This window comes from Enterobacter cloacae complex sp. I2 (assembly GCF_014896205.1).
Classification (GTDB): domain Bacteria; phylum Pseudomonadota; class Gammaproteobacteria; order Enterobacterales; family Enterobacteriaceae; genus Enterobacter; species Enterobacter quasihormaechei.
The window spans coordinates 24,629-48,262 of the sequence record NZ_JADBRA010000016.1 but is presented as its reverse complement, the minus strand read 5'-3'; the positions used below and the strand labels follow the sequence as shown (position 1 = coordinate 48,262).

Sequence of the window (23,634 nt, the reverse complement as noted above, 5' to 3'; positions counted from 1 at the left end):
GTGGCAAATACAGCCAGCGACATAAAGCTAATCTATTTTCTGCGGCATGCCACGAAAAAAAAGCCTCAAAATGGCCCGAGAACGGCCTTGCCTCCACGCTTTCTTTGATCTTCTGCGGCTATTTTATCGATTCAGCTGTAGTAAAATTACGCAAATTTTTTGTCTCTTGAGCATGAGGTTGTCGCAATGTCGGTTTCTAAAAAACCTATGGTACTGGTGATTCTGGATGGCTATGGCTACCGTGAAGATCAGCAGGATAACGCCATTTTCAACGCCAAAACCCCGGTAATGGATGCGCTATGGGCAAAACGTCCCCACACCCTGATTGACGCGTCTGGTCTGGAAGTCGGCCTGCCGGACCGTCAGATGGGCAACTCTGAAGTGGGTCACGTGAACCTGGGCGCAGGCCGTATCGTCTATCAGGACCTGACGCGCCTGGACGTTGAAATCAAAGAACGTACATTCTTTGCCAACCCAACGCTCACCGGAGCAGTGGATAAAGCTGTTGCCGCAGGCAAGGCCGTTCACATTATGGGCCTGCTCTCTGCGGGCGGCGTTCATAGCCACGAAGATCACATCATGGCGATGGTCGAACTGGCCGCTGAGCGCGGTGCGGAAAAAATCTATCTGCACGCCTTCCTGGACGGTCGCGATACGCCGCCACGCAGCGCTAAGGGCTCGCTGCAAGCCTTTGAAGAGAAATTTACCGCACTGGGCAAAGGCCGCGTGGCGTCCATCATTGGCCGTTACTATGCGATGGACCGCGATAACCGCTGGGACCGCGTTGAGCAAGCCTACGATCTGCTGACCCTGGCAAAAGGTGAGTTCCAGTTCGCGACTGCCGTCGAAGGTCTGGAAGCGGCTTACGCGCGTGATGAAAACGACGAATTCGTGAAAGCAACCGTGATCCGCGCTGAAGGCCAGGCCGATGCCGCCATGGAAGATGGCGATGCGCTGATCTTCATGAACTTCCGCGCTGACCGCGCGCGCGAAATCACCCGTGCTTTCGTCAACAGTGATTTCGACGGTTTCGCCCGTAAGAAAGTGGCGAAGCTCGATTTCATCCAGCTGACCGAGTATGCAGCGGATATCAAGGCCCCCTGCGCGTATCCGCCAGCGTCGCTGGAAAATACCTTCGGCGAGTGGATGGCGAAAAACGATAAAACCCAGCTGCGTATCTCTGAAACGGAGAAGTATGCGCACGTGACCTTCTTCTTTAACGGCGGCGTAGAAGAGCCGTTTAAAGGCGAAGACCGCATCCTGATCAACTCGCCGAAAGTCGCGACTTACGATCTCCAGCCAGAAATGAGCTCTGCGGAGCTGACCGAAAAACTGGTGGCCGCGATCGAAAGCGGTAAATACGACACCATCATCTGTAACTATCCGAACGGTGACATGGTAGGTCACACCGGCGTGATGGAAGCCGCCGTTAAGGCGGTTGAGGCGCTGGACCACTGCGTAGAGCAGGTCGCAAAAGCGGTTGAATCCGTGGGAGGCCAGCTGCTGATCACCGCCGATCACGGTAACGCAGAACAGATGCGTGACCCGGCAACCGGTCAGGCGCATACCGCCCATACCAACCTGCCTGTTCCACTGATTTATGTGGGTGATAAATCAGTGAAAGCAGTGGAAGGCGGCAAGCTTTCCGACATCGCGCCAACCATGTTGTCGCTGATGGGTATGGAAATCCCTGAAGAGATGACTGGCAAGCCGCTGTTCATCGTGGAATAATCGCTCCCCATGAGGGGAAAGGCGATTTTTTCAATCACATGGGTCGTGAAGCCGCTTCGGTTATCAGTCAGACCTCTGCTTTGCGCCAGCGCACTCAGCGCTGGCGTATTGCTGTGCGCCGCATCCGCCCACGCGGATGACCGCGACCAGCTCAAATCCATTCAGGCCGATATCGCCGCCAAAGAGCGTGCGGTACGCCAGCAGCAGCAGCAGCGCTCTGCCCTGCTTGCCCAGCTTAAAAAGCAGGAAGAGGCCATTTCCGCCGCTGCGCGTAAGCTGCGTGAAACGCAAAACACCCTTGCCCAGCTCAATAAGCAAATCGATGAAATGAACGCGTCGATTGCGAAACTGGAGCGCCAGCGTGACGCCCAGGAACGCAACCTGGCTGCACAGCTTGATGCCGCTTTCCGTCAGGGTGAACACACTGGCCTTCAGCTGATCCTCAGCGGTGAAGAGAGCCAGCGCGGTCAGCGTTTACAGGCCTATTTCGGCTATCTCAACCAGGCTCGTCAGGAGACCATTGCGCAGCTGAAACAGACGCGCGAAGAAGTCACCACGCAAAAAGCCGAGCTGGAAGAGAAGCAGAGCCAGCAGCAAACGCTACTCTACGATCAGCAGGCGCAGCAGGAGAAGCTTGAGCAGGCGCGCAATGAGCGTAAGAAGACGCTCGCCGGGCTGGAGTCCTCTATCCAGGCAGGACAAAGCCAGCTGAGCGAAATGCGCGCCAACGAATCGAAACTGCGTAACAGCATCGCCCGGGCAGAAGCCGCAGCCAAAGCGCGCGCCGAAAAAGAAGCGCGCGAAGCGCAGGCGGTGCGTAATAAGCAGCAGGAAGCCTCCCGGAAAGGCACCACCTATAAGCCGACTGAAAATGAACGTTCCCTGATGTCGCGTACCGGCGGCCTCGGTTCCCCTCGTGGTCAGGCCTACTGGCCCGTTCGCGGTACGATCCTGCATCGCTATGGCGAACAGTTGCAGGGTGAGCTACGTTGGAAGGGGATCGTTATCGGTGCGTCTGAAGGTAGCGAAGTGAAAGCCATCGCCGATGGCCGCGTGATCCTGGCCGACTGGCTACAGGGTTACGGGCTCGTGGTGGTGGTCGAGCATGGTAAAGGCGACATGAGTCTTTATGGCTACAACCAGAGCGCGCTGGTCAGCGTCGGCACTCAGGTGCGCGCCGGTCAACCCATTGCCCTTGTGGGCAGCAGTGGCGGTCAGGGCCGCCCGTCACTCTATTTCGAAATTCGTCGTCAGGGTCAGGCGGTCAATCCACAGCCGTGGTTGGGAAGATAAGTTTTGCTTCAATTTCGTCGAATTGTTTTTTCCGTCGTCAGCGCACTGGCGCTGGCTGCACCGGTTTATGCAGGCAAACTCGCGATTGTGATTGATGACTTCGGTTATCGACCACACTATGAAAATCAGGTGCTGGCGATGCCGTCAGCCATCTCTGTTGCCGTCCTGCCGAATGCGCCTCACGCGCATGAAATGGCGACCAAAGCACACAATGGCGGCCATCAGGTCCTCATCCATCTGCCGATGGCTCCCCTCAGCAAGCAGCCGCTGGAAAAAGATACCCTGCGCCCGGACATGAGCAGCGACGAGATCGATCGCATCATCCGCGATGCGTACAATAAAGTGCCGTATGCCGTGGGTCTGAATAACCATATGGGCAGCGCGATGACCTCCAGCCTGTACGGTATGCTGAAGGTGATGCAGGCGCTGGAGCGTTACAATCTCTATTTCCTGGACAGCATGACCATTGGCAACAGCCAGGCGATGCGTGCCGCTCAGGGTACGGGGGTGAAGGTCATCAAGCGCAAAGTCTTCCTGGACGACTCCCAGAACGAAGCGGATATCCGCGTGCAGTTCAACCGCGCGGTTCAGCTGGCGCGCCGTAACGGTTCGGCGATTGCCATCGGGCACCCGCATCCGTCTACCGTTCGCGTTTTGCAGCAAATGTTACCGAGCTTACCCGCTGATATCACGCTGGTGCGTCCGAGCGATCTGCTCAACGAACCTCAGGTGGATACCTCTCGCCCGGGTAGTGCGCAACCGCCCGCAACGCAGCCGCGTAACCCGTTCCGTGGCGTGAAGAACTGCACGCTGAAGCAGCCGCCTGAACCGGTGTATGCCACCCGCTTCTTCACGGTAATTGGCGAAAGCGTAAGCCAGAGTACGCTGGTGCAGTACTTCCAGCACCAGTGGCAGGGCTGGGGGAAAAAAACAGCAGCGAGCCCAACCCAGTGACAGGCGATTAAGGTAGAAAGATGCCGCAACGACACAAAATTCTGCTCCTCGATACCGGTAAAGAGTGGGGAGGAGGCACCAACAGCATGCTCGAGCTTCTGAAGCGGATTAACCGCGAGAAGTTTGATATTACCTGTTGTTTTTACAGCGATTACAGCCGGGCCGAAGGTCAAACCATCGGCCAGGTGTTGAACGGCCTTGGCATCCCGTTAATTGTCATTCCGCAGCAAAAGCAGCCCGGTTGGGCGAAGGTTGCGAAAGAGCTGGGCCGTGGCCTGCTGTTTTTCTCGCGCAGCGCCCGCAAGGCGTTTACCCGACATATTGATACGCTCTGGCGCATCCGGCCCAACGTCAGCAAGATCGAGACGATTTTCAGGGAAGGCGGTTTCGATACGCTGTACATGAACAACCAGCCGGGCTCTAACGAAGAAGGGTATCTGGCGGGCGCGAACCTGCATGCGCGGATAATCCAGCACTGCCGGATTGAACCGGTGCTGACCCCGCCGCTGGTGAAGCTGGTGAATGCCCACGCCACAAAAATCATCGCCGTCTCGCACGGCGTTGAACGCGTGCTTCTTCAGCATGGCGTCCGGCCAGCGCTGTGCACCACGGTCAACAACGCCATCGACATCCACCAGCCCTTGCCCGACCGACGTGCCATGCGCCAGCGTCTGAACATCGATGACGACACGTTTGTGTTCGGCAGCATTGGATCGTTAATCCCCCGCAAGGCCAACCATCACACGCTGGAGGCGCTGGCCCAGTTCAACCAGAAGCACCCGCAGGCAAAATGGAAGATGGTGCTGGTCGGTGAAGGGGCTGAACGCGGCGCGCTGACGGCGCAGGCTGACGCGCTGGGGATTGCTGAGCACGTCATTTTTACCGGTTTCCAGAATACGCCTTTTGACTATCTCGCCACCTTTGACGCGTTTATTCTGGCTTCAAAGAGCGAAGGTTTGCCCCGCGTCGTGCTGGAGGCAATGTTGCTGAACATCCCGGTGATTGGCTCAAAGGTGACCGGCACGGCAGAATTGATCGACCATGAGTCGACCGGGCTGCTGTTCCCGTGGAGCGACGTATCGCAACTTGCTCAACATCTGGATAATATCTGGCAGGATCCTGCTCTGCGCGCCCGGCTCGCCGCAGCCGCGCACCAGAATGTCTGCAACGCGTATGCAATTGAAAGCTATGTTAACGGTGTCGAGGCCGTTCTTGGCGCGCAATAACCAAACGAGAAGAACATGTTTAAATTTCTGAATGCTCGCTACCGCCACATTACCGGGCGTCATAACATTCCTTACGCTTCCCTTCCGGCCACGCGCGATCTCGTTGCGGTTGATTCCATTGTGATCCCCTGTACGGGCGCGGATTTCGTCGAAGAGGCGTTATTGTCAGCGACCTTTGCAGCGCGTTACGCCACCGACGTCAGCGAGATTGTTATCGTCAGCGATCAGCCTGAATCCGCTTTCGGCGAGCTGCCGCCAAAAACCCGCGTTGTGACCCTCACGCTGCCAAAACGTGAAGAGGGATACCGCTATAAGCAGATCTACCTCAGCCGTCTGGTGAAGCTTAACGCTCCGCTTCAGGCGCGCGGTGAAGGGGTGCTGATGATCGACTCCGATCTCAACCTGCTGAAGATGCCCGAGATCAACATGGCGGATATGCACATCTACTCCAGCTTCCGTCAGGGCAAAATGATTGCCAAGCTGGACGGCGCCCCCGCAGAAAAAGTGCCGGCCTATTACAAAGAAACGGTGCGCCCGTATCTGGTCGATCACGTTAACGGCGCGTTTCTTGCCGCAACCAAAAAAACCTGGCGCCGCATCTGCCCGCTGTGGCTGACGCTGTTCCAGGATACCTGGGAGCTGATGGACGACACGCAGCCGCCGACCGATCAGCTGCCGCTCGCTGCGCTGCTGGACATGCTGGATATAAAAACGGTTAACCTGGGCGACTGGATGAACTGGCCGGTCTCCAAGAAGATCGGCGGACAGGAAGCCGTTGTGCCGAAAGAGGTGATTGGCGCGCACGGGGGTTTCCCGCTTTCCGAATGGCAGAAGTATCTTGAATCGCCGGATAACAAACTGCTGTTTAAAGGGCAGGACTACACCCGCAAGGTGCGCTACCTGACGGATGAAGAGAAAAAGAATCAGTAAAAAAGGGGCCTGAGGCCCCTTTTTGTTTACTTATCCCAGCTCAGGATCACTTTCCCTGACTGGCCGGAACGCATCGCGTCAAAGCCCTGCTGGAACTCATCGATGGAGAATCGGTGAGTGATAATCGGGGACAGATCCAGGCCGGACTGGATCAGCGCTGCCATCTTGTACCAGGTTTCGAACATCTCGCGGCCATAGATGCCCTTGATGAACAGCCCCTTGAAGATGACTTTGTTCCAGTCGATGGACATATCTGACGGCGGAATGCCCAGCATCGCGATACGCCCACCGTGGTTCATGGTGTCAAGCATGGTGCGGAACGCCGGCGGCGCGCCGGACATCTCCAGACCGACGTCAAACCCTTCGGTCATACCCAGCTCTTCCATCACGTCGGTCAGGCTCTCTTTCGAGACATCCACCGCGCGGGTGACGCCCATTTTGCGCGCCAGCGACAGGCGGTATTCGTTCACGTCGGTGATCACCACGTTGCGCGCGCCCACGTGCTTCGCCACGGCTGCCGCCATAATGCCGATTGGGCCGGCGCCGGAGACCAGCACGTCTTCACCGACCAGGTCGAAGGAGAGCGCGGTGTGTACCGCGTTGCCGAACGGGTCGAAGATGGAGGCCAGATCGTCAGAGATATTGTCCGGGATTTTGAAGGCGTTAAACGCCGGGATCACCAGATATTCCGCGAAGCAGCCCGGACGGTTCACGCCCACGCCGACGGTGTTGCGGCACAGGTGGGTGCGACCGCCGCGGCAGTTGCGGCAGTGACCGCAGGTAATATGGCCTTCACCCGAGACGCGATCGCCAATGCTAAAGCCTTTTACTTCCTGGCCGATGCCGACCACTTCACCGACATATTCGTGACCGACAACCATTGGGACAGGAATGGTTTTTTGCGACCACTGATCCCAGTTGTAGATGTGAACGTCAGTACCGCAGATGGCGGTTTTACGAATTTTGATCAGCAGATCGTTATGACCGACTTCCGGCTCCGGCACGTCGGTCATCCAAATCCCTTCTTCCGCTTTCAGTTTGGATAACGCTTTCATCACACGTCCTCAGGCAATTACGCCCAGCTGTTTGCCGATGCGGGTAAAGGCTTCCACCGCACGCTCAATTTGTTCAGGCGAATGCGCCGCAGACATCTGGGTGCGGATACGCGCCTGACCTTTTGGTACCACCGGGAAGAAGAACCCGGTCACGTAAATCCCTTCTTTCTGAAGCTCACGGGCAAACTGCTGCGCCACAACTGCGTCGCCCAGCATCACCGGAATGATCGCGTGGTCAGCGCCGGCCAGGGTGAACCCTGCGGCGCTCATTTTTTCGCGGAACAGACGGGCGTTTGCCCACAGGCGGTCGCGCAGCTCGGCGCCGGACTCCACCATCTCCAGCACTTTGATGGAGGCGGCCACAATCGCCGGCGCCAGGGAGTTGGAGAACAGGTACGGGCGGGAGCGCTGGCGCAGCCACTCAACCACCTCTTTACGCGCAGCGGTATAACCGCCGGACGCGCCGCCGAGCGCTTTGCCCAGCGTCCCGGTGATGATGTCCACGCGGCCCATCACGTCACAGTATTCGTGGGAGCCGCGGCCATTTTCGCCGACAAAACCGACCGCGTGGGAGTCATCGACCATCACCAGCGCGTCGTATTTATCCGCCAGGTCGCACACGCCTTTCAGGTTGGCGATCACGCCGTCCATGGAGAACACGCCGTCGGTCGCGATCAGCACGTGGCGGGCACCTGCTTCGCGGGCCTCTTTCAGGCGGGCTTCCAGCTCAACCATATCGTTGTTGGCGTAGCGGAAACGCTTCGCTTTACACAGGCGAACACCGTCGATAATGGAGGCGTGGTTCAGGGCGTCGGAGATAATCGCATCTTCTGCGCCGAGCAGGGTTTCAAACAGACCGCCGTTGGCGTCGAAGCAGGAGGAGTACAGAATCGCGTCTTCCATTCCGAGGAAGTTCGCCAGCTTTTGCTCAAGCTGCTTGTGGCTGTCCTGGGTGCCGCAGATGAAGCGCACGGAGGCCATGCCGAAGCCGTGGGTGTCCATGCCGTTTTTCGCGGCGGCAATCAGCTCAGGGTGATTCGCAAGACCTAAGTAGTTGTTCGCGCAAAAGTTGATCACATGGCTGCCGTCGGCAACGGTGATGTCCGCCTGCTGGGCAGACGTGATAATACGCTCTTCTTTGAACAACCCTTCCGCACGTGCGGTGTCGAGGTCGCTGTTTAACTGTTTGTAAAAATCACCACGCATTGCAATTCTCCAGACTCGGCAAATTTTGGCACATATTACCCAAACCTATAGTTCATGACGAGATGACGCCGTATCTCTTCTCGTTTTTGCAGCATAAATCACGTGTACCCCTGCTGCATATCGGTGAATGGCTGAAGACCGGGCATTGTGATGATATGATATGAATATTAGCGTCCGGGATTGTCCCCGGGCTCAACACTTCAAAGGTTACAGTTATGATCATCGTTACCGGCGGCGCGGGCTTTATCGGCAGCAACATTATTAAGGCCCTCAATGATAAGGGCATCACCGACATTCTGGTGGTGGACAACCTGAAAGACGGCACCAAGTTCGTTAACCTGGTGGATCTGAACATCGCTGACTACATGGATAAAGAAGACTTCCTTATCCAGATTATGGCGGGTGAAGAGTTCGGCGAGATCGAAGCCATCTTCCATGAAGGTGCGTGCTCTTCCACCACCGAGTGGGACGGCAAGTACATGATGGATAACAACTATCAATACTCTAAAGAGATCCTGCACTACTGCCTGGAGCGTGAAATTCCGTTCCTGTATGCCTCCTCAGCAGCAACCTACGGCGGGCGCACCTCGGATTTCATCGAATCACGCGAATACGAGCAGCCGCTGAACGTCTACGGCTACTCCAAGTTCCTGTTTGACGAGTACGTGCGTCAGATCCTGCCGGAAGCGAACTCGCAGATTGTCGGCTTCCGCTACTTCAACGTTTACGGGCCGCGCGAAGGGCACAAGGGCAGCATGGCGAGCGTGGCGTTCCACCTGAACACGCAGCTGAATAACGGTGAAAGTCCAAAACTGTTCGAAGGCAGCGACGGCTTCAAGCGCGACTTCGTCTACGTGGGTGACGTTGCAGCCGTAAACCTGTGGTTCCTGGAAAACGGCGTCTCCGGCATTTTCAACCTGGGCACGGGCCGCGCGGAATCCTTCCAGGCGGTGGCTGACGCAACGCTGGCGTACCATAAGAAAGGCAGCATCGAGTACATTCCGTTCCCGGATAAGCTGAAAGGCCGCTACCAGGCATTCACCCAGGCGGACCTGACCAACCTGCGCGCCGCAGGCTACGACAAGCCGTTCAAGACCGTTGCCGAAGGCGTGACGGAATATATGGCCTGGCTGAACCGCGACGCATAAGCATGAAGATTCTGGTGATCGGCCCGTCATGGGTGGGCGACATGATGATGTCGCAAAGCCTCTATCGCACGCTCAAGGCGCGTTATCCCCAGGCGATAATCGACGTGATGGCACCCGCCTGGTGCCGTCCGCTGTTATCGCGCATGCCGGAAGTGAACGAGGCGATCCCGATGCCGCTCGGCCACGGGGCGCTGGAAATCGGCGAACGCCGCAAGCTCGGCCATAGCCTGCGCGAGAAGCGCTACGATCGCGCGTACGTGCTGCCTAACTCCTTCAAATCTGCCCTTGTGCCCTTCTTTGCGGGCATCCCGCACCGTACCGGCTGGCGCGGCGAAATGCGCTACGGCCTGCTGAACGATGCCCGGGTGCTGGATAAAGAAACCTGGCCGCTGATGGTGGAGCGCTACGTGGCGCTGGCCTACGACAAAGGCGTCATGCGCAGCGCGAAAGATCTGCCGCAGCCGCTACTGTGGCCGCAGCTTCAGGTTAACGACGGGGAGAAATCCCACACCTGCAATGCGTTTGGCATTTCCTCTGAACGCCCGATGATTGGCTTCTGCCCCGGCGCGGAGTTTGGCCCGGCAAAACGCTGGCCGCACTACCATTACGCTGAACTGGCGAAACAGCTGATCGACGAGGGCTATCAGATTGTGCTGTTTGGCTCGGCGAAAGATCACGAGGCGGGCAATGAAATCCTCGCCACGCTCAGCACCGAGCAACAGGCCTGGTGCCGCAACCTGGCCGGAGAAACGCAGCTTGAGCAGGCGGTTATCCTGATTGCCGCCAGTAAGGCCGTGGTAACGAACGACTCCGGTTTAATGCACGTCGCCGCCGCGCTGGATCGTCCGCTGGTCGCGCTGTATGGCCCGAGCAGCCCGGACTTCACGCCGCCGCTGTCGCACAAGGCGCGCGTTATTCGTCTCATTACCGGCTATCACAAAGTCCGCAAAGGCGATGCGGCAGAAGGTTACCATCAGAGCCTGATCGACATTACGCCGCAGCGCGTTCTCGAAGAACTCAACGAACTGCTGTTGAGCGAAGAAGGATAACGGATGCGGGTATTGATCGTTAAAACCTCCTCAATGGGTGATGTTCTGCATACGCTGCCATCGTTGACGGACGCGATGCGGGCCATCCCCGGCATCCGTTTTGACTGGGTGGTGGAAGAAGGCTTCGCGCAAATCCCCACCTGGCATGAAGCCGTTGACCGCGTGATCCCGGTGGCCATTCGCCGCTGGCGCAAAGCGTGGTTCTCCGCACCGATTAAAGCCGAGCGTAAAGCCTTCCGCGAAGCGGTACAGGCGCAGCGTTACGACGCCATCATCGACGCCCAAGGGCTGGTGAAAAGCGCGGCGCTGGTCACGCGTCTGGCGCACGGCATAAAGCACGGCATGGACTGGCACACCGCCCGCGAACCGCTGGCGAGTCTGTTCTATAATCGTCGCCACCATATTGCGAAGCAGCAGCACGCCGTAGAACGCACCCGCGAGCTGTTTGCGAAAAGCCTCGGCTATGCGAAACCGGAAGCGCAGGGCGACTACGCTATTGCGCAGCACTTTTTGCGCGAAACGGAGAAGGATAGCGAGCCGTATCTGGTCTTCCTGCATGCCACAACGCGCGACGACAAGCACTGGCCGGAAACGCACTGGCGAAGACTGATTGAACTAATGCAACCTTGCGGTATCCATATTAAACTCCCGTGGGGTGCTGAACATGAGCGGCAGCGCGCGGAGCGTCTGGCAGCAGGCTTTTCCCACGTCGAGGTGTTACCCAAACTCACGCTGGCGCAAGTTGCCGCACAGCTGGCGGGCGCTAACGCCGTCGTTTCTGTGGATACAGGGTTAAGCCATTTAACCGCCGCACTGGATCGTCCTAATATCACGATTTTCGGCCCGACCGATCCGGGGTTGATCGGGGGTTACGGTAAAAACCAGCATCAGATGGTCAGCCCTACGCAACAAACGAAGGATATTAGCGCAGATGCTATTTTTTCATTTTTACAGGGCAGCCATCGGCTTTCCAACAGGGATATTTAACCCATGAGTTATGTATTTCTGCTGATTTTACTCTTTCCGGTGAAGCTCCTCCGGAAGCTGTTTCGGAAAGACACGGGCAAAAACCTTGTCATTCAGACAGCCAAAATCGGTGACTTTATTAATGCGACACCTCTTCTGGCACATCTGCAAAAAAGCGATGTGTTGGTCAGTCGCAGCGTTGGCGCGCTGGCGAAGCATGATGAGACTATCGAGCAGATCTATTTTATTGAGCAGCATAAGCGCAGCCTGTGGCGCAAGCTCTGCTTCGCTTGCAGGATCATGAACCGCTATGACAACGTCTACCTGCTACAGCCCAACAGCGTAAACCTCTTTTTTGCCGCCGTCTGTAATGCAAAAAACAAACAATTTCTAAGCATTTACACGCGCAGGTGGTATCACGGGATTTTCTATCTCGCGGCCGACGGTACCGTTGAGCACGGCAAAAAAACGCTTTCGGTGACGAACTACCTGAAACTGGCCGACCGTTCGCTCACCTGGCAAGACTCTCCCAAGCACGCCACAAAGCCGCTCTTCAAACCGACGACTTACCCGGCCATTCTTGATAAACCAGACGTTATCCGCATCGGCATCAGCATTGCGGCGGGTAATAAAGCCAAAACGGTGCCGCCTGCTATCTGGAAGCGGATTGTGGATCGTCTCGCCGATTTACCCTGCGAGTTTTATGTCTTCGGCGCGCCAAACGAACAGTCGTGGATGGACGATATCACCCGCCTTTACGGTGACATCCCGAATTTTATCAATCTGATTGGCAAAATTTCGCTCGAAGAGCTTCCCTGGGCCATTTCTAAAATGGACTGCTACATCGCGTCTGATTCGGGCAATGTCTACATTGCAGACGCGGTCGGCGTGCCGGTGGTCCTGCTGTTTGGGCCTTGCTGCCACTATGAACAGCGTCCGCTTGGCAACGTGATGCTGATTGGTAATGACGACAACATTTGCTCTTATGTCTTTGAAACACGTTATTATTTCCCTCAGGAGAGGGAAGAGCTTTTCGCGGTGACTGAACCCGCTTTAGACGAACTCCAGCAGTTTATTCGACGCTTGCCGAAAGCCCGCTCACTGGATCGCGCTACCGACGCTCAAGGACACTAATTTTTATGGCTTTTTTAAGCGTCATCATTGCTGCGCATAACGCTGAAGATACGCTGCCCGCCACGCTTTCGAGCCTGCTGGCAGCAACAGACCAAGACACAGAAATCATTATTTTTAACGACAGTTCTGAGGATGCCACGCAGGCAATAATTGACGAGTGGTCGCTTAAATTTCCGCAGGTCATAACCCGGACCGTGAACTTTCGTAACGTAGGCCACGTCCGAAACAGTGCCGTCGCGCTGGCATCGGGAGAGTACATTACGATGCTCGACAGTGACGATTGCTTAAAGCCGGGTAGCCTGAGAGACGCAATCACCTTCCTGAAAGCACAGCGCCCGGACATGCTGCTGACGCGTTTGCTTGAGATTCGCGATCCCCGGAAAATAAGCGCAGAGTGGCGGGGATTTAACCCTATTTCCTTGTCACAGCATGAAGCAATCTCGCGTTTCTTACGCCACAAAGATTTTCAGGCGCATCTCATCGGTCAGTTTGTTCATCGTAAGCTGTATGAAAACAATCCGATTCCCTCTCTGCAATGCTATGAGGATTTCGCTGTTTTTCCCGGCATGCTAATGCAGTCGAGTAAAATAGCTTATCAGCGCCAGGGCCACTATTATTATATTAAACGCAGCGACAGTTTATCGAGCGTTCTGGATGCCAGCAAAATATCTACGCTGGTCGAGTGTACGCTACAGATGGAAAACACATTTCCATCCTCCTACAGGCATCTCGTCAATTGCCACTGGTTTGATATCTACAGCAACCATCGGACATATCTTTCAGACCAACACCTGGCGCTCGTTACGCAACGCGTAAAATCCATGTATACATTGTCGTTTTTCCTTTCCACCGATGTTCGTTTTAGCTACAAAAAAAGGGTTATTGAGGCGTTATGGAAAAAATAAGACCACGACTGTATCAGCTGACACTCATTTTGAGCCTCATCTCTTTGATGTTGGCATTGGTTAGTTCAGGAAAACAGAGAGAGTTTTTCTATATTGCTATTTACGTCAGCATTATCGGCCTGGCGTTTGAATATAAAAAAATCACGCTACGTCCCTTTACCATAGCGCTGCCGATTTTATTGATTGGATTACTGAACCTTAGCTGGTATGTCATCTATGAGTACCATAATCAGGGGATGAATCTTTACAGCGATTATCTCGATTCAAGTAAAAAATTAATCCTGGCGAGCGTTCTGATATTCTATATTGACCGTTTTAAATCCTATCTCGATAAAGAGACCTTTAAAAAATATTTCCTTTACGCCTCAGCTGCGGGGTTTGTACTCGCAACGGGATATGGCCTGTGGCAGGCAACGCAAGGGATGGCTCGCGTTGAAATGGCGATTAACCGAGCCACCGTTTCAGCTTATGTGTATTCCGTGTTATCGCTGGCATTCGTATACAGTCTTTACCTACAGAAGAACGTGACGCTTTACGTTGTTGCTGGTTTAACCATTTTACTTTCTTACTTCGTCATACTGCTCACGGGCACGCGCGCTGCAATGGGGCTTTATCTGCTCCTGGCGATAGTGCTGACGCTCTATCACTTCAGGCGTATTCACCTTAAATCCACCCTCATCTTTTTATGTATTGTGGCTGGTATTATCATCGTTAGCTACAAGCCGTTAATATCGCCTAAAATATCGCAAACACAGCTTGAATATCAGAGATATCAACAGGGTATTGACCGCACGTCCCTCGGCGCTCGTTTTTCCATGTGGACGGTAGGTATTCAGAATGGACTTGCCCATCCGTTAGGACAGTCACTCGAAGAGCGTGAAGCATGGACGCGGCAGTATATTAAAGACGGACATCCACACCTTGGCAGCGCGCTCGAATACATCAAAGTCCACCTGCACAACGAATTCATTGAGAAGTTCTCTTTGCAGGGGATCCCCGGCGTGGCGGTAATGCTCTTTTTCTTTGTTTCGATGATTGCGTATGCTCTGCGAAACAGAAATGCGCTGCTGCTAACGTCGATGCTTCTTTTGCTTTTGTATGGACTGACGGATGTCATACTGCTCAGCTCAGAAGCCCTCATCTTCTTTATGATTATCTTTGCGTTGAGTACACCTTTCTCGCAAACAAAGCAGCAATAGCAAATATGCCCGCCTGGCGGGCATTATGCTTTTTTGTACTGGTAAAACTCCGCCAGCGTCATTCCCACCGTTTTATCTGATAGCCAGGTAAACAGCTGTTCCAAATCCTGATATAAACCTTCAATCGCCGCCTCATCTTTAAACGTCGGGCTGCCGCCAGGCATAAATTCTGACGAATGAAGCATGAACTCCACGTAGTCATTCCCCTGAGACAGACACTGCTGCGCAACCTTAATCATCTCCGCCGCGTTCCCGCCGGACGGGCGTAACCAGTTAACTGACGGAGAACGGTATTTACCGCGAAGACGATCATAACCCTGCTTCAGGGAATTTAGCCATGCCGGGTGTTTATACTGGATGCTCATCGGCACTTCGAGTAACGGGCTGTTTCCAGGACGGGAAATATCGTCTGCGTCCAGAAAGTAAGCGCGATCGGGAAAATGCTGGTAATTCGTCCCGCCACTTCCCTGAGGGGCACCTTTCGCGTTGCGCCAGTTCACGCGCGGCGTGACGGAACAATCTACCTGATACCCCAGCTCGATCAGCAGCCTGGCGTAACGGCTGTCAAATGCCCAGCGCCCGGCGCGATGGCTGAGCATTTTTGTCTGGAAGGTCTCTTCCAGTAAGCGGGTCATAAATACCACTTTCTCACGCATAACCTCGTCTGAAAACTCAATCAGATAAGGCTGCCAGCGCCAGTCATCACCGGTAAGATCGTGCTCCGGAGGGCTGTTCCAGGCATGGAGATGCATCCCCACCTCACCCTGGCCACGGGCTATGACCTCTTTAGCGAACGCAATAAATACCGGTTCGACCGCCATCTCGTAGTTGGTCAGCCAGACGGGCTTAAAGCCGAAACGTTCACAAAGCGCCTGAAACCGCGCCAGGTAGCGAGCGTTTTCCGTTTTGATCACCCGGTGGTTCTGCCAGAGATTATCCCCTTCGGTATCGATCGTGATGATAAACGCTGGTTTTTTCATAATGAGCCCGCAAGACAAAATAGTTAGCGCTATGTTACGCACGCCCGAAAGCAGGAGTAAACCCTTCCGGGGAAATTCCCGACATTATGGAGAAAGAGTGCAAGTCGTTACCAGGTCTATTAGAATTGCCAATAGTACAACGCCGATAAGATGATGATGAATAACTTACCTGACACGCCTGATTTGCGCATTTTACTGATCAAACTTCGCCATCATGGTGACATGTTACTCACTACCCCCGTCATCAATTCATTACGCCAAAAATGGCCTGAAGCCCAAATCGACGTGCTTCTCTATGAAGAGACGCGAGACATGCTCGCCGCGCATCCGGCAATCGGTACGATCTACGGTATCGATCGTAAATGGAAGCAACTGGGGACGCTGAAGCACCTGCAAAAAGAGTGGCAGTTGCTTCGTGCGTTGCGCGCTCAGCATTATCACCTGGTGATTAATCTGGCCGATCAGTGGCGCAGCGCGATTGTCAGCCGCTTCACCGGTGCACCGGTTCGGCTCGGGTTTGCCTTTAACAAGCGCAATAATGCATTCTGGCGTTTTTGTCACAGTGAACTGGTTTCTGTGGCTAGCCATCAGTCGCTGCATACCGTTGAACAAAATCTCTCCATACTGTCAGCGCTGCCGGTAGCGTCCAACCCTACCGTCACCATGGCTTACAGCGCGGATGACTGGCACCATGCTCAGCAAAAGCTGACGCAAAAGGGCGTGGGAGAAGGGTTCATCGTTATTCAACCCACTTCACGCTGGTTCTTTAAGTGCTGGGACGAAGGCAAAATGGCGCAAACTATCGCCGCGTTGCAGCAGGACGGCCACACCATCGTTCTTACCGCAGGTCCGGATAAAAAAGAGCTGGCGATGATCGATCGCATCCTTGCCGCCTCCCCGCAAACGGGTGTTGTTTCGCTGGCAGGACAGTTAACCCTGCGCCAGCTGGCCGCGCTTATCGATCATGCGAACCTGTTCATCGGCGTTGACTCCGTACCCATGCACATGGCCGCCGCCCTTCAGACGCCCTGCGTGGCGCTGTTTGGCCCATCAAAATTGACGTTCTGGTCGCCATGGCAGGTTAACGGCGAGGTCATCTGGGCAGGTAACTACGGCCCGCTTCCCAACCCTGACGCCATTGATACAAAAACGACGGAACGTTATCTCGACGCCATACCCGTTGATGCCGTCGTCTCCGCCGCAAGGAGATACCTGCAATGAAGCTTCATCGTCTGGCCATCGTGCGCCAAAAATATCGTCCGGATGGGGGAGCGGAACGTTTTGTCTCCAGGGCACTCACCGCGCTGAGCAATCAAAACCTTGAGCTCAACGTCATCACTCGCGAGTGGCAGGGCGAAAAGCAGGACGACTGGCACATTCATATTTGCGATCCACGGAAATGGGGTCGCATCAGCCGTGAACGCGGCTTCGCACATGCCGCGCGCGCGCTCTGGCAGCAACAGCAGTTTGATATTGTGCAGAGCCACGAACGCATTCCGGGCTGTGATATTTACCGCGCCGGAGATGGCGTGCATCGACGCTGGCTGCTACAGCGGTCGCGTATTCTCCCCGCCTGGCGTGCGAAGCTGCTTATGCACGATCGCTATCACCGCTACGTAATGCACGCAGAGCGTGAAATGTATCAGGCGCCCGAGCTGAAAGCCGTTATCTGTAATGCGGAGATGATCAAACGCGAAATCGTCGAAGACTTTGATATTGACGCAAAAAAGATACATGTGATTTATAATTCAATAGATTCCAGCCGCTTCGTTCCGGCAGAAGAGCGTCAGCGTGCTGTACTGCGTAAGCAATTTGGCTTACCCGCTGATGCCGTCATTTTCTGCTTCGTGGGTTCGGGGTTTGAACGCAAGGGTCTGGCAAGCGCTATTCAGGCGATAGCAGGAACATCGGCGTGGCTGATTGTGGTCGGTCAGGATAAAGCGGAAAGCCGCTATCGCGACCTCGCCCGTTCATTAGGCTGTGAGGGGCAAATCCGTTTCCTGGGGATGCAAAAAGAGACGCTGCCATTTTATCAGCTTTCTGATGGTTTACTGCTGCCGACGCTGTATGATCCTTTTCCTAACGTCATACTTGAAGCAATGGCCTGCGGACTGCCCGTCATTACGTCAGAGAGTTGCGGTGGATCAGAATTTATTGCGCAAGGCCAGAACGGGTTTTACTGTGATGCACTTGATATCCGCACATTGAAGGAGGCCGTCGTGTCCATTCCTTCACTGGCAAAAAATAACAATATGGGGCTTGCGGCGCGTGAACGCGTCAGAGAAGCAACCCCTGAAAAACTGTCAAGTCAGCTTATTTCGCTTTATCAAAAATTACTGGATTAATAATGCGCATCCTAATGATTATTGATGGTTTACCCGGTGGAGGAGCTGAAAAAACGGTTCTCACCCTCTCCAGCGGACTGACAGAACTGGGGCATCAGGTTACCCTTTTCTCCTTACGGAAGGTGTGCGACTACGCCATTCCGGAAGGCATCGATTTTCAGGTTGTGCAGGATACCTGTAAAAAACCCTGGCGGAAGCTGACCGAGATCCCGCGTCGCGCCCGTTTACTGGATCGCGCCATTGAGCAGGCAGAACGCAGCGGTAAATTTGACGTTGTCTTCTCCCATCTGCATAAAACCGACCGTATCGTGGCGCACAGCCGCGCGCTGGATCGGGATAAGGTCTGGTTCTGCGTACACGGGATGTTCTCTTTCTCCTATTTACGCCATCGCAGCGGGCTTTCCCGCTGGTTTAAGCATTATAAAATTCGCCATACCTATGAAAACCGCAACGTTGTGGCGGTATCCGGCGCCGTACTGCACGATCTCGCTGAAGTACTCGCTATCCCCCTGCGGCGCAAAGCGGTTATCCATAACCCCTTCGATATCCCTGAAATTCAGCGTCTGGCAGAAGCGCCCTTTGAGATGCAGGGGCAGGATTACATTATCCACGTTGGCCGTTTTCATGAACACAAGCGACACGACCGGCTTCTGCGCGCGTTCGCGCTGAGCAAGATTGACGCATCGCTGGTGTTAATGGGCAAAGGCTCTGACGCCAAAATAGACCAGCTCAAACAGTTAGCCGCTGAGCTTGGAATCGAAAATAAGATTATTTTCCGCCCGTTCGAAACCAACCCCTATCCATGGATCAAAGGGGCTCGCCTTTTAGTGTTAAGTTCCGACTGCGAAGGTTTTGGTAATGTACTGGTGGAGTCCATTATCTGTCAGACCCCACCGGTGAGTACAAACTGCCCTGGCGGCCCTGCTGAGATCCTTACTGGCCCCCTGGCGCGTGGTCTGACAGCGTTAACCGACGAATCACTGGCGAAAACTCTGGCAGAACTGTATGCCTCTCCGCCGGTTGTTGATCGCGAAACGATCGCATCGTTTGGTATCAACGCCATTTGCCAGCAATACATTGCTTTGGTCGACAACCAAAAATAATCAGGTTTCATATGCAAAATTCAGCGCCTTTATTAAGCGTGGTGGTTGCCGTTTATAACGGTGAAGCTTTTCTCGATCAGTTCTTTACCTGCCTTGTCAATCAACATATCGACAGTATGGAAGTCATCATCGTCAATGATGGCTCCACTGATAGTTCGATGCAGATTGTCGAAAAATGGCGTGAAACGCTGCCACAGATGCAGGTTATTGAACAACCTAATCAGGGCGTGTCCATCGCGCGTAATACCGGCCTGGCCGTAGCGACCGGCCAATATCTCTCTTTCCCGGATATTGATGACGTCTTTAAACCCGGCATGTACCAGCGTCTGCTGGATATGGCCGTCACGCAGAACCTGGACGTCGCCACCTGCAATGGCAACTACGTCTGGGAAAATAACAAAAAACCGTCTCGCCCTATCTTCCCTGAAGATAAGCTCGCCTCAACGGGCGTCATGAATGGCGCGGCATGGCTAAAAAAGGCGCTGGATTCACGTAAGTTCCTCCATGTGACCTGGCTGAATATCTATCGCCACGATTTTATTCGTCAGAACGGTTTCCGCTTCGAGCCTGGCCTGCGCCATCAGGATATCCCGTGGACTACCGAGGTGCTGCTTGCCGCGGAACGCGTTCAGTACACCAGCGAACGCTTTTACGACTACTACATACACTCCGCCTCGGTATCGCACACCCCGGATAATGACGACACGCTTATTCGCTCCGCGCGTCATTACATGAAGATCCTGAAGATGCTTGATGCCATTAACCAGCGTTACCCGGATAAAGTGAAAAATATCCCTGCCTGCCACTGGCAAATCGCCAAAGAGGGGCTGGGAATTATTCATACCTTCGACAACATGAAGGATGAGGCGAAGAAATCAATGATAATCAAAGAGTTCTTCGATACCGGGATCTGGAAGCTCATCTGGAAGAGTGCCAAAAGCCCGCGTTTGCGCTGGCGCCTGGGCCGCCGCTACTTCCGTTTAAAACGGTATCTGGCATAAGAGATAGCTTTAGCACGCTTAAATGCTTAGAATTTCCCGGCCGAAACTAAAAAAACGGATAATCGCTTGGAATTGTTGTATACCGCCCTGCTCTACATCATTCAGCCACTGGTGTGGCTGCGACTGTTGCTCCGTAGCCGTAAAGCGCCTGCGTACCGTAAACGTTGGGCCGAACGCTATGGCTACTGCCGCAATAAAGTGGCGCCGGACGGTATTCTGCTGCATTCCGTGTCAGTCGGGGAAACGCTGGCGGCCATTCCGCTGGTGCGTGCCCTGCGCCACCGCTATCCGTCGCTGCCCATCACCGTCACCACAATGACGCCAACCGGCTCAGAGCGTGTGATGTCTGCTTTCGGTAAAGACGTGCATCACGTCTATCTGCCGTACGATCTTCCCTGCGCCATGAACCGTTTCCTGAATACCGTTCGCCCTAAACTGGTGATCGTCATGGAAACCGAACTGTGGCCGAATATGATTTCCGCCCTGCATGCCCGTAAAATTCCTTTGGTTATCGCCAACGCGCGTCTGTCAGAACGCTCGGCGAAAGGGTACGGCAAGCTGGGTAAATTTATGCGTCGCCTGCTCAGCAAAATCACGCTGATTGCCGCGCAGAACGAAGAAGATGCCGCGCGCTTTATCGCCCTCGGGCTGAAACGCAACCAGCTTGCGGTCACGGGTAGCCTGAAGTTCGATATTTCCGTCACTCCAGAACTCGCCGCCCGTGCGGTCACGCTGCGTCGACAGTGGGCGCCGCGTCGTCAGGTCTGGATTGCCACCAGCACCCATGACGGCGAAGAAGCGATTATTCTTCAGGCTCACCGCCAGCTGCTGGAAAAATTCCCTGATTTACTGCTGATTCTGGTTCCCCGCCATCCGGAGCGTTTCAAAGATGCCCGCGAGATGGTGCAAAAAGGCGGTTTCAGCTTCACCCTGCGCAGCAGCGGCGAAATCCCCTCAGGCAGCACGCAGGTGGTGATTGGCGATACGATGGGCGAACTGATGCTGCTGTACGGCATTGCGGATCTCGCTTTTGTCGGTGGCAGCCTGGTAGAGCGCGGTGGCCATAACCCGCTGGAGCCGGCGGCCCACGCCATCCCTGTGCTGATGGGGCCACACACGTTTAACTTCAAAGATATCTGCGCTAAATTGCAGCAAGCCGACGGCTTAATCACTGTGACCGACGCGGATTCGGTGGTCAAAGAGGTCTCTACCCTTCTGACTGACGAAGATTACCGCCTGTGGTACGGTCGACATGCCGTTGAAGTCCTGCATCAGAACCAGGGCGCACTGACCCGTCTGCTGCAACTTCTGCAACCTTATCTGCCGCAGCGGAGCCACTGATGTCAACGCGTCTGTCGGTCGTGATGATCGCCAAAAACGCCGCCGACCTGCTTCCGGATTGCCTGGCCTCCGTTGCCTGGGCTGACGAAATCGTCATTCTCGACTCCGGAAGTACGGACAACACGGTGGACGTTGCCCGTGCAGCAGGTGCAAAAGTCTTTACCGACACCGACTGGCAGGGCTACGGCATTCAGCGCCAGCGTGCGCAGGGTTTCGCCACGGGCGATTATGTGCTGATGATCGACACCGACGAGCGCGTCACCCCGGAACTCCGGCAGGCCATTCAAACGGTGCTTGCCGCGCCGCAGCCTGGCGCGGTCTACAGTATCGCGCGTCGTAACTATTTCCTGGGCCGCTTTATGCGCCACAGCGGATGGTATCCCGACCGTGTGATGCGCCTCTATGCGCGCGAGCGTTACCAGTACAACGATAACCTTGTTCATGAGTCGCTGGCCTGCGATAACGCTCAGGTGATCCCCCTGACGGGCGATCTGCTTCATCTGACCTGCCGTGATTTCGCCAGCTTCCAGCGTAAACAGCTCAACTATGCCACCGCATGGGCGCAGGAACGCCATCAGCGCGGCAAGAAGGCCACGCTGACGGGTATATTCACCCACACGCTGGGCGCGTTTCTGAAAACGCTGCTGCTGCGCGGCGGCGTGCTGGACGGCAAACAGGGCTGGTTACTGGCGGTGGTCAATGCCCAGTATACTTTCAACAAATACACCGAGCTGTGGGCGCTGAACCGCGGCTACTCAGAGAAAACGTGAGCCATGAGCACAAAAGCGATTTATCCGGGTACCTTCGATCCAATCACTAACGGTCATCTTGATATCATCACCCGTGCGGCGTGTATGTTCGACAAGGTGATTCTGGCTATCGCCGCCAGCCCGAGCAAAAAGCCGATGTTCGACCTGAACGAACGCGTGCAGCTGGCCACCGATGCGATTTCGCATCTGTCGAATGTTGAGGTCGTCGGGTTCAGCGATTTGATGGCAAACTTTGCCCGTGCTCAGCAGGCCAATATCCTGATCCGCGGGCTGCGCGCGGTAGCAGACTTCGAATACGAGATGCAGCTGGCGCACATGAACCGCCATCTGATGCCGGAGCTGGAGAGTGTATTCCTGATGCCCTCCAAGGAGTGGTCTTTCATCTCGTCTTCGCTGGTGAAAGAGGTGGCGCGCCATCACGGGGACGTTACCCACTTCCTGCCGGTTAACGTCCACCAGGCGTTGATGGAAAAGCTAAAGTAACCTTACTTCTGGCACTGACGGCAGTAGAACGTGGCCCGCTGGGCGTGCTTCGTGGCAATAATCGGCGTCCCGCAGGCCCTGCATGGCTCACCCTTACGGCCATAAACCTGCAACTCCTGCGCAAAATAGCCCGGCTTCCCGTCGCTTTGCAGGAAATCCTTCAGCGTCGTCCCACCCTGCTCAATTGAGCGCAGCAGTACCGCTTTAATCACTCTGACCAGCAGCTCGCACTCCTGCGCCGACAGCGAAGAGGCCAGCCGATCGGGATGGATCCCGGCGGCAAACAGCGATTCGCTGGCATAGATATTCCCCACGCCCACCACCAGCTTATTATCCATCAGCCAGGGTTTAATCGGGGTCTTCTTCTTCGCACACTTCTCTTTGAGATAATCCGCGTTAAACGCCTCTGAGAGCGGCTCAGGCCCGAGATGCGCCAGCACGTTGTGCCCTTCCAGTTCTTTGGTCCACAGCCATGCGCCAAAGCGACGCGGGTCGGTATAACGCAGCACTTTGCCGTTGCTCATCACCAGGTCAACGTGATCGTGCTTTTCCGCAGGCAATTCTTCGGTGAGGATGCGCAGACTGCCCGACATGCCCAGATGGATAATGATCCAGCCGTCAGGCAGCTCCAGCAGCAGATATTTCGCGCGGCGCTGCACGCTCAGGACGGGTTTATCGCTTAACGCGTGGATCTCATCGGAAACCGGCCAGCGCAGACGCCCGTTGCGAACGACAGCATGAAGAATAGTCGCGCCGACCAGATGCGGCTCAATACCGCGGCGGCTGGTCTCTACCTCAGGTAATTCAGGCATGGT

22 protein-coding genes are annotated in these 23,634 nt (G+C 55.1%); 18 read left to right on the top strand and 4 right to left on the bottom strand.

The window, feature by feature from the left end; genetic code table 11:
- Nucleotides 1-186: 186 nt before the first annotated feature.
- From gpmM to IM300_RS14895, 5 genes are read left to right on the top strand one after another with little or no spacing between them, the layout of a single operon-like run.
- Nucleotides 187-1,731, top strand: a complete 1,545-nt coding sequence (gene gpmM / locus IM300_RS14915; RefSeq protein WP_193037126.1) for a 2,3-bisphosphoglycerate-independent phosphoglycerate mutase — start codon at nt 187-189, stop codon at nt 1,729-1,731.
- A gap of 33 nt (nt 1,732-1,764) precedes the next feature.
- Nucleotides 1,765-3,024 (top strand): murein hydrolase activator EnvC, encoded by a 1,260-nt coding sequence (gene envC / locus IM300_RS14910; protein ID WP_230373043.1) that lies wholly within the window; start codon nt 1,765-1,767, stop codon nt 3,022-3,024.
- Between the two features lie 3 nt (nt 3,025-3,027).
- Nucleotides 3,028-3,978: a divergent polysaccharide deacetylase family protein gene (locus tag IM300_RS14905; RefSeq protein ID WP_063452152.1), complete on the top strand. Its 951-nt coding sequence runs from the start codon at nt 3,028-3,030 to the stop codon at nt 3,976-3,978.
- A gap of 20 nt (nt 3,979-3,998) precedes the next feature.
- A complete protein-coding gene (locus IM300_RS14900; protein ID WP_193037124.1) occupies nt 3,999-5,204 on the top strand; it encodes a glycosyltransferase in 1,206 nt (401 codons plus the stop codon).
- A 15-nt stretch (nt 5,205-5,219) separates the two neighbouring features.
- On the top strand, nt 5,220-6,134 hold the full coding sequence (locus IM300_RS14895; protein WP_131637243.1) for a hypothetical protein: 915 nt from the start codon (nt 5,220-5,222) through the stop codon (nt 6,132-6,134).
- Nucleotides 6,135-6,160: 26 nt separating this feature from the next.
- Here IM300_RS14895 and tdh read toward each other — a convergent pair whose 3' ends face one another.
- Both tdh and kbl read right to left on the bottom strand, forming a co-directional pair.
- A complete protein-coding gene (tdh, locus tag IM300_RS14890; protein ID WP_006812404.1) occupies nt 6,161-7,189 on the bottom strand; it encodes an L-threonine 3-dehydrogenase in 1,029 nt (342 codons plus the stop codon).
- 9 nt (nt 7,190-7,198) lie between these two features.
- On the bottom strand, nt 7,199-8,395 hold the full coding sequence (kbl, locus tag IM300_RS14885) for a glycine C-acetyltransferase (RefSeq protein WP_045260056.1): 1,197 nt from the start codon (nt 8,393-8,395) through the stop codon (nt 7,199-7,201).
- Nucleotides 8,396-8,610: 215 nt separating this feature from the next.
- On the opposite strand from kbl, the gene rfaD reads away from it, so the two are divergent.
- Genes rfaD through IM300_RS14855 form a run of 6 tightly spaced genes read left to right on the top strand, consistent with a single transcriptional unit; the run spans nt 8,611 to nt 14,796 of the window.
- A complete protein-coding gene (gene rfaD / locus IM300_RS14880; RefSeq protein WP_041911658.1) occupies nt 8,611-9,543 on the top strand; it encodes an ADP-glyceromanno-heptose 6-epimerase in 933 nt (310 codons plus the stop codon).
- A 2-nt stretch (nt 9,544-9,545) separates the two neighbouring features.
- Nucleotides 9,546-10,592, top strand: a complete 1,047-nt coding sequence (gene rfaF / locus IM300_RS14875) for an ADP-heptose--LPS heptosyltransferase RfaF (RefSeq protein ID WP_193037122.1) — start codon at nt 9,546-9,548, stop codon at nt 10,590-10,592.
- A gap of 3 nt (nt 10,593-10,595) precedes the next feature.
- Complete coding sequence (gene rfaC / locus IM300_RS14870; RefSeq protein ID WP_063868798.1) at nt 10,596-11,579, top strand: lipopolysaccharide heptosyltransferase RfaC; 984 nt, start codon at nt 10,596-10,598, stop codon at nt 11,577-11,579.
- 3 nt (nt 11,580-11,582) lie between these two features.
- Nucleotides 11,583-12,692, top strand: a complete 1,110-nt coding sequence (locus IM300_RS14865; protein ID WP_063868796.1) for a glycosyltransferase family 9 protein — start codon at nt 11,583-11,585, stop codon at nt 12,690-12,692.
- Between the two features lie 5 nt (nt 12,693-12,697).
- Nucleotides 12,698-13,597, top strand: coding sequence for a glycosyltransferase family 2 protein (locus IM300_RS14860; protein ID WP_193037120.1), 900 nt, complete (start codon nt 12,698-12,700; stop codon nt 13,595-13,597).
- Nucleotides 13,585-14,796 (top strand): O-antigen ligase, encoded by a 1,212-nt coding sequence (locus IM300_RS14855; protein WP_193037118.1) that lies wholly within the window; start codon nt 13,585-13,587, stop codon nt 14,794-14,796. Before IM300_RS14860 ends, IM300_RS14855 begins: the two co-directional genes overlap by 13 nt.
- Before the next feature lie 23 nt (nt 14,797-14,819).
- On the opposite strand, the gene IM300_RS14850 is transcribed toward IM300_RS14855, so the two are convergent.
- Nucleotides 14,820-15,776 carry a polysaccharide deacetylase family protein gene (locus IM300_RS14850; RefSeq protein WP_193032435.1) on the bottom strand — a complete coding sequence of 319 codons (957 nt, stop codon included), beginning with the start codon at nt 15,774-15,776 and terminating at the stop codon, nt 14,820-14,822.
- A 150-nt stretch (nt 15,777-15,926) separates the two neighbouring features.
- Between IM300_RS14850 and rfaQ the strand changes: the two genes are divergently transcribed.
- From rfaQ to coaD, 7 genes are all read left to right on the top strand, one after another.
- The gene (rfaQ, locus tag IM300_RS14845) at nt 15,927-16,997 is read left to right on the top strand and encodes a putative lipopolysaccharide heptosyltransferase III (RefSeq protein WP_193037116.1); all 1,071 of its coding nucleotides are present in this window, start codon (nt 15,927-15,929) and stop codon (nt 16,995-16,997) included.
- Nucleotides 16,994-18,121 carry a glycosyltransferase family 4 protein gene (locus IM300_RS14840; RefSeq protein ID WP_107534404.1) on the top strand — a complete coding sequence of 376 codons (1,128 nt, stop codon included), beginning with the start codon at nt 16,994-16,996 and terminating at the stop codon, nt 18,119-18,121. Before rfaQ ends, IM300_RS14840 begins: the two co-directional genes overlap by 4 nt.
- A 2-nt stretch (nt 18,122-18,123) precedes the next feature.
- Entirely contained in the window at nt 18,124-19,224 is a 1,101-nt protein-coding gene (locus tag IM300_RS14835; protein WP_064910019.1) for a glycosyltransferase, read from the top strand.
- An 11-nt stretch (nt 19,225-19,235) separates the two neighbouring features.
- Nucleotides 19,236-20,225 carry a glycosyltransferase gene (locus IM300_RS14830; protein WP_193037114.1) on the top strand — a complete coding sequence of 330 codons (990 nt, stop codon included), beginning with the start codon at nt 19,236-19,238 and terminating at the stop codon, nt 20,223-20,225.
- A gap of 66 nt (nt 20,226-20,291) precedes the next feature.
- On the top strand, nt 20,292-21,566 hold the full coding sequence (gene waaA / locus IM300_RS14825) for a lipid IV(A) 3-deoxy-D-manno-octulosonic acid transferase (RefSeq protein ID WP_003860874.1): 1,275 nt from the start codon (nt 20,292-20,294) through the stop codon (nt 21,564-21,566).
- Nucleotides 21,566-22,336: a glycosyltransferase family 2 protein gene (locus tag IM300_RS14820; protein WP_107534403.1), complete on the top strand. Its 771-nt coding sequence runs from the start codon at nt 21,566-21,568 to the stop codon at nt 22,334-22,336. Before waaA ends, IM300_RS14820 begins: the two co-directional genes overlap by 1 nt.
- A 3-nt stretch (nt 22,337-22,339) precedes the next feature.
- Nucleotides 22,340-22,819: a pantetheine-phosphate adenylyltransferase gene (gene coaD, locus IM300_RS14815; RefSeq protein WP_063452136.1), complete on the top strand. Its 480-nt coding sequence runs from the start codon at nt 22,340-22,342 to the stop codon at nt 22,817-22,819.
- A gap of 2 nt (nt 22,820-22,821) precedes the next feature.
- Here the strand turns inward: coaD and mutM are convergent, their stop codons facing one another.
- The gene (gene mutM, locus IM300_RS14810) at nt 22,822-23,631 is read right to left on the bottom strand and encodes a bifunctional DNA-formamidopyrimidine glycosylase/DNA-(apurinic or apyrimidinic site) lyase (RefSeq protein WP_003860879.1); all 810 of its coding nucleotides are present in this window, start codon (nt 23,629-23,631) and stop codon (nt 22,822-22,824) included.
- Nucleotides 23,632-23,634 lie beyond the last annotated feature (3 nt).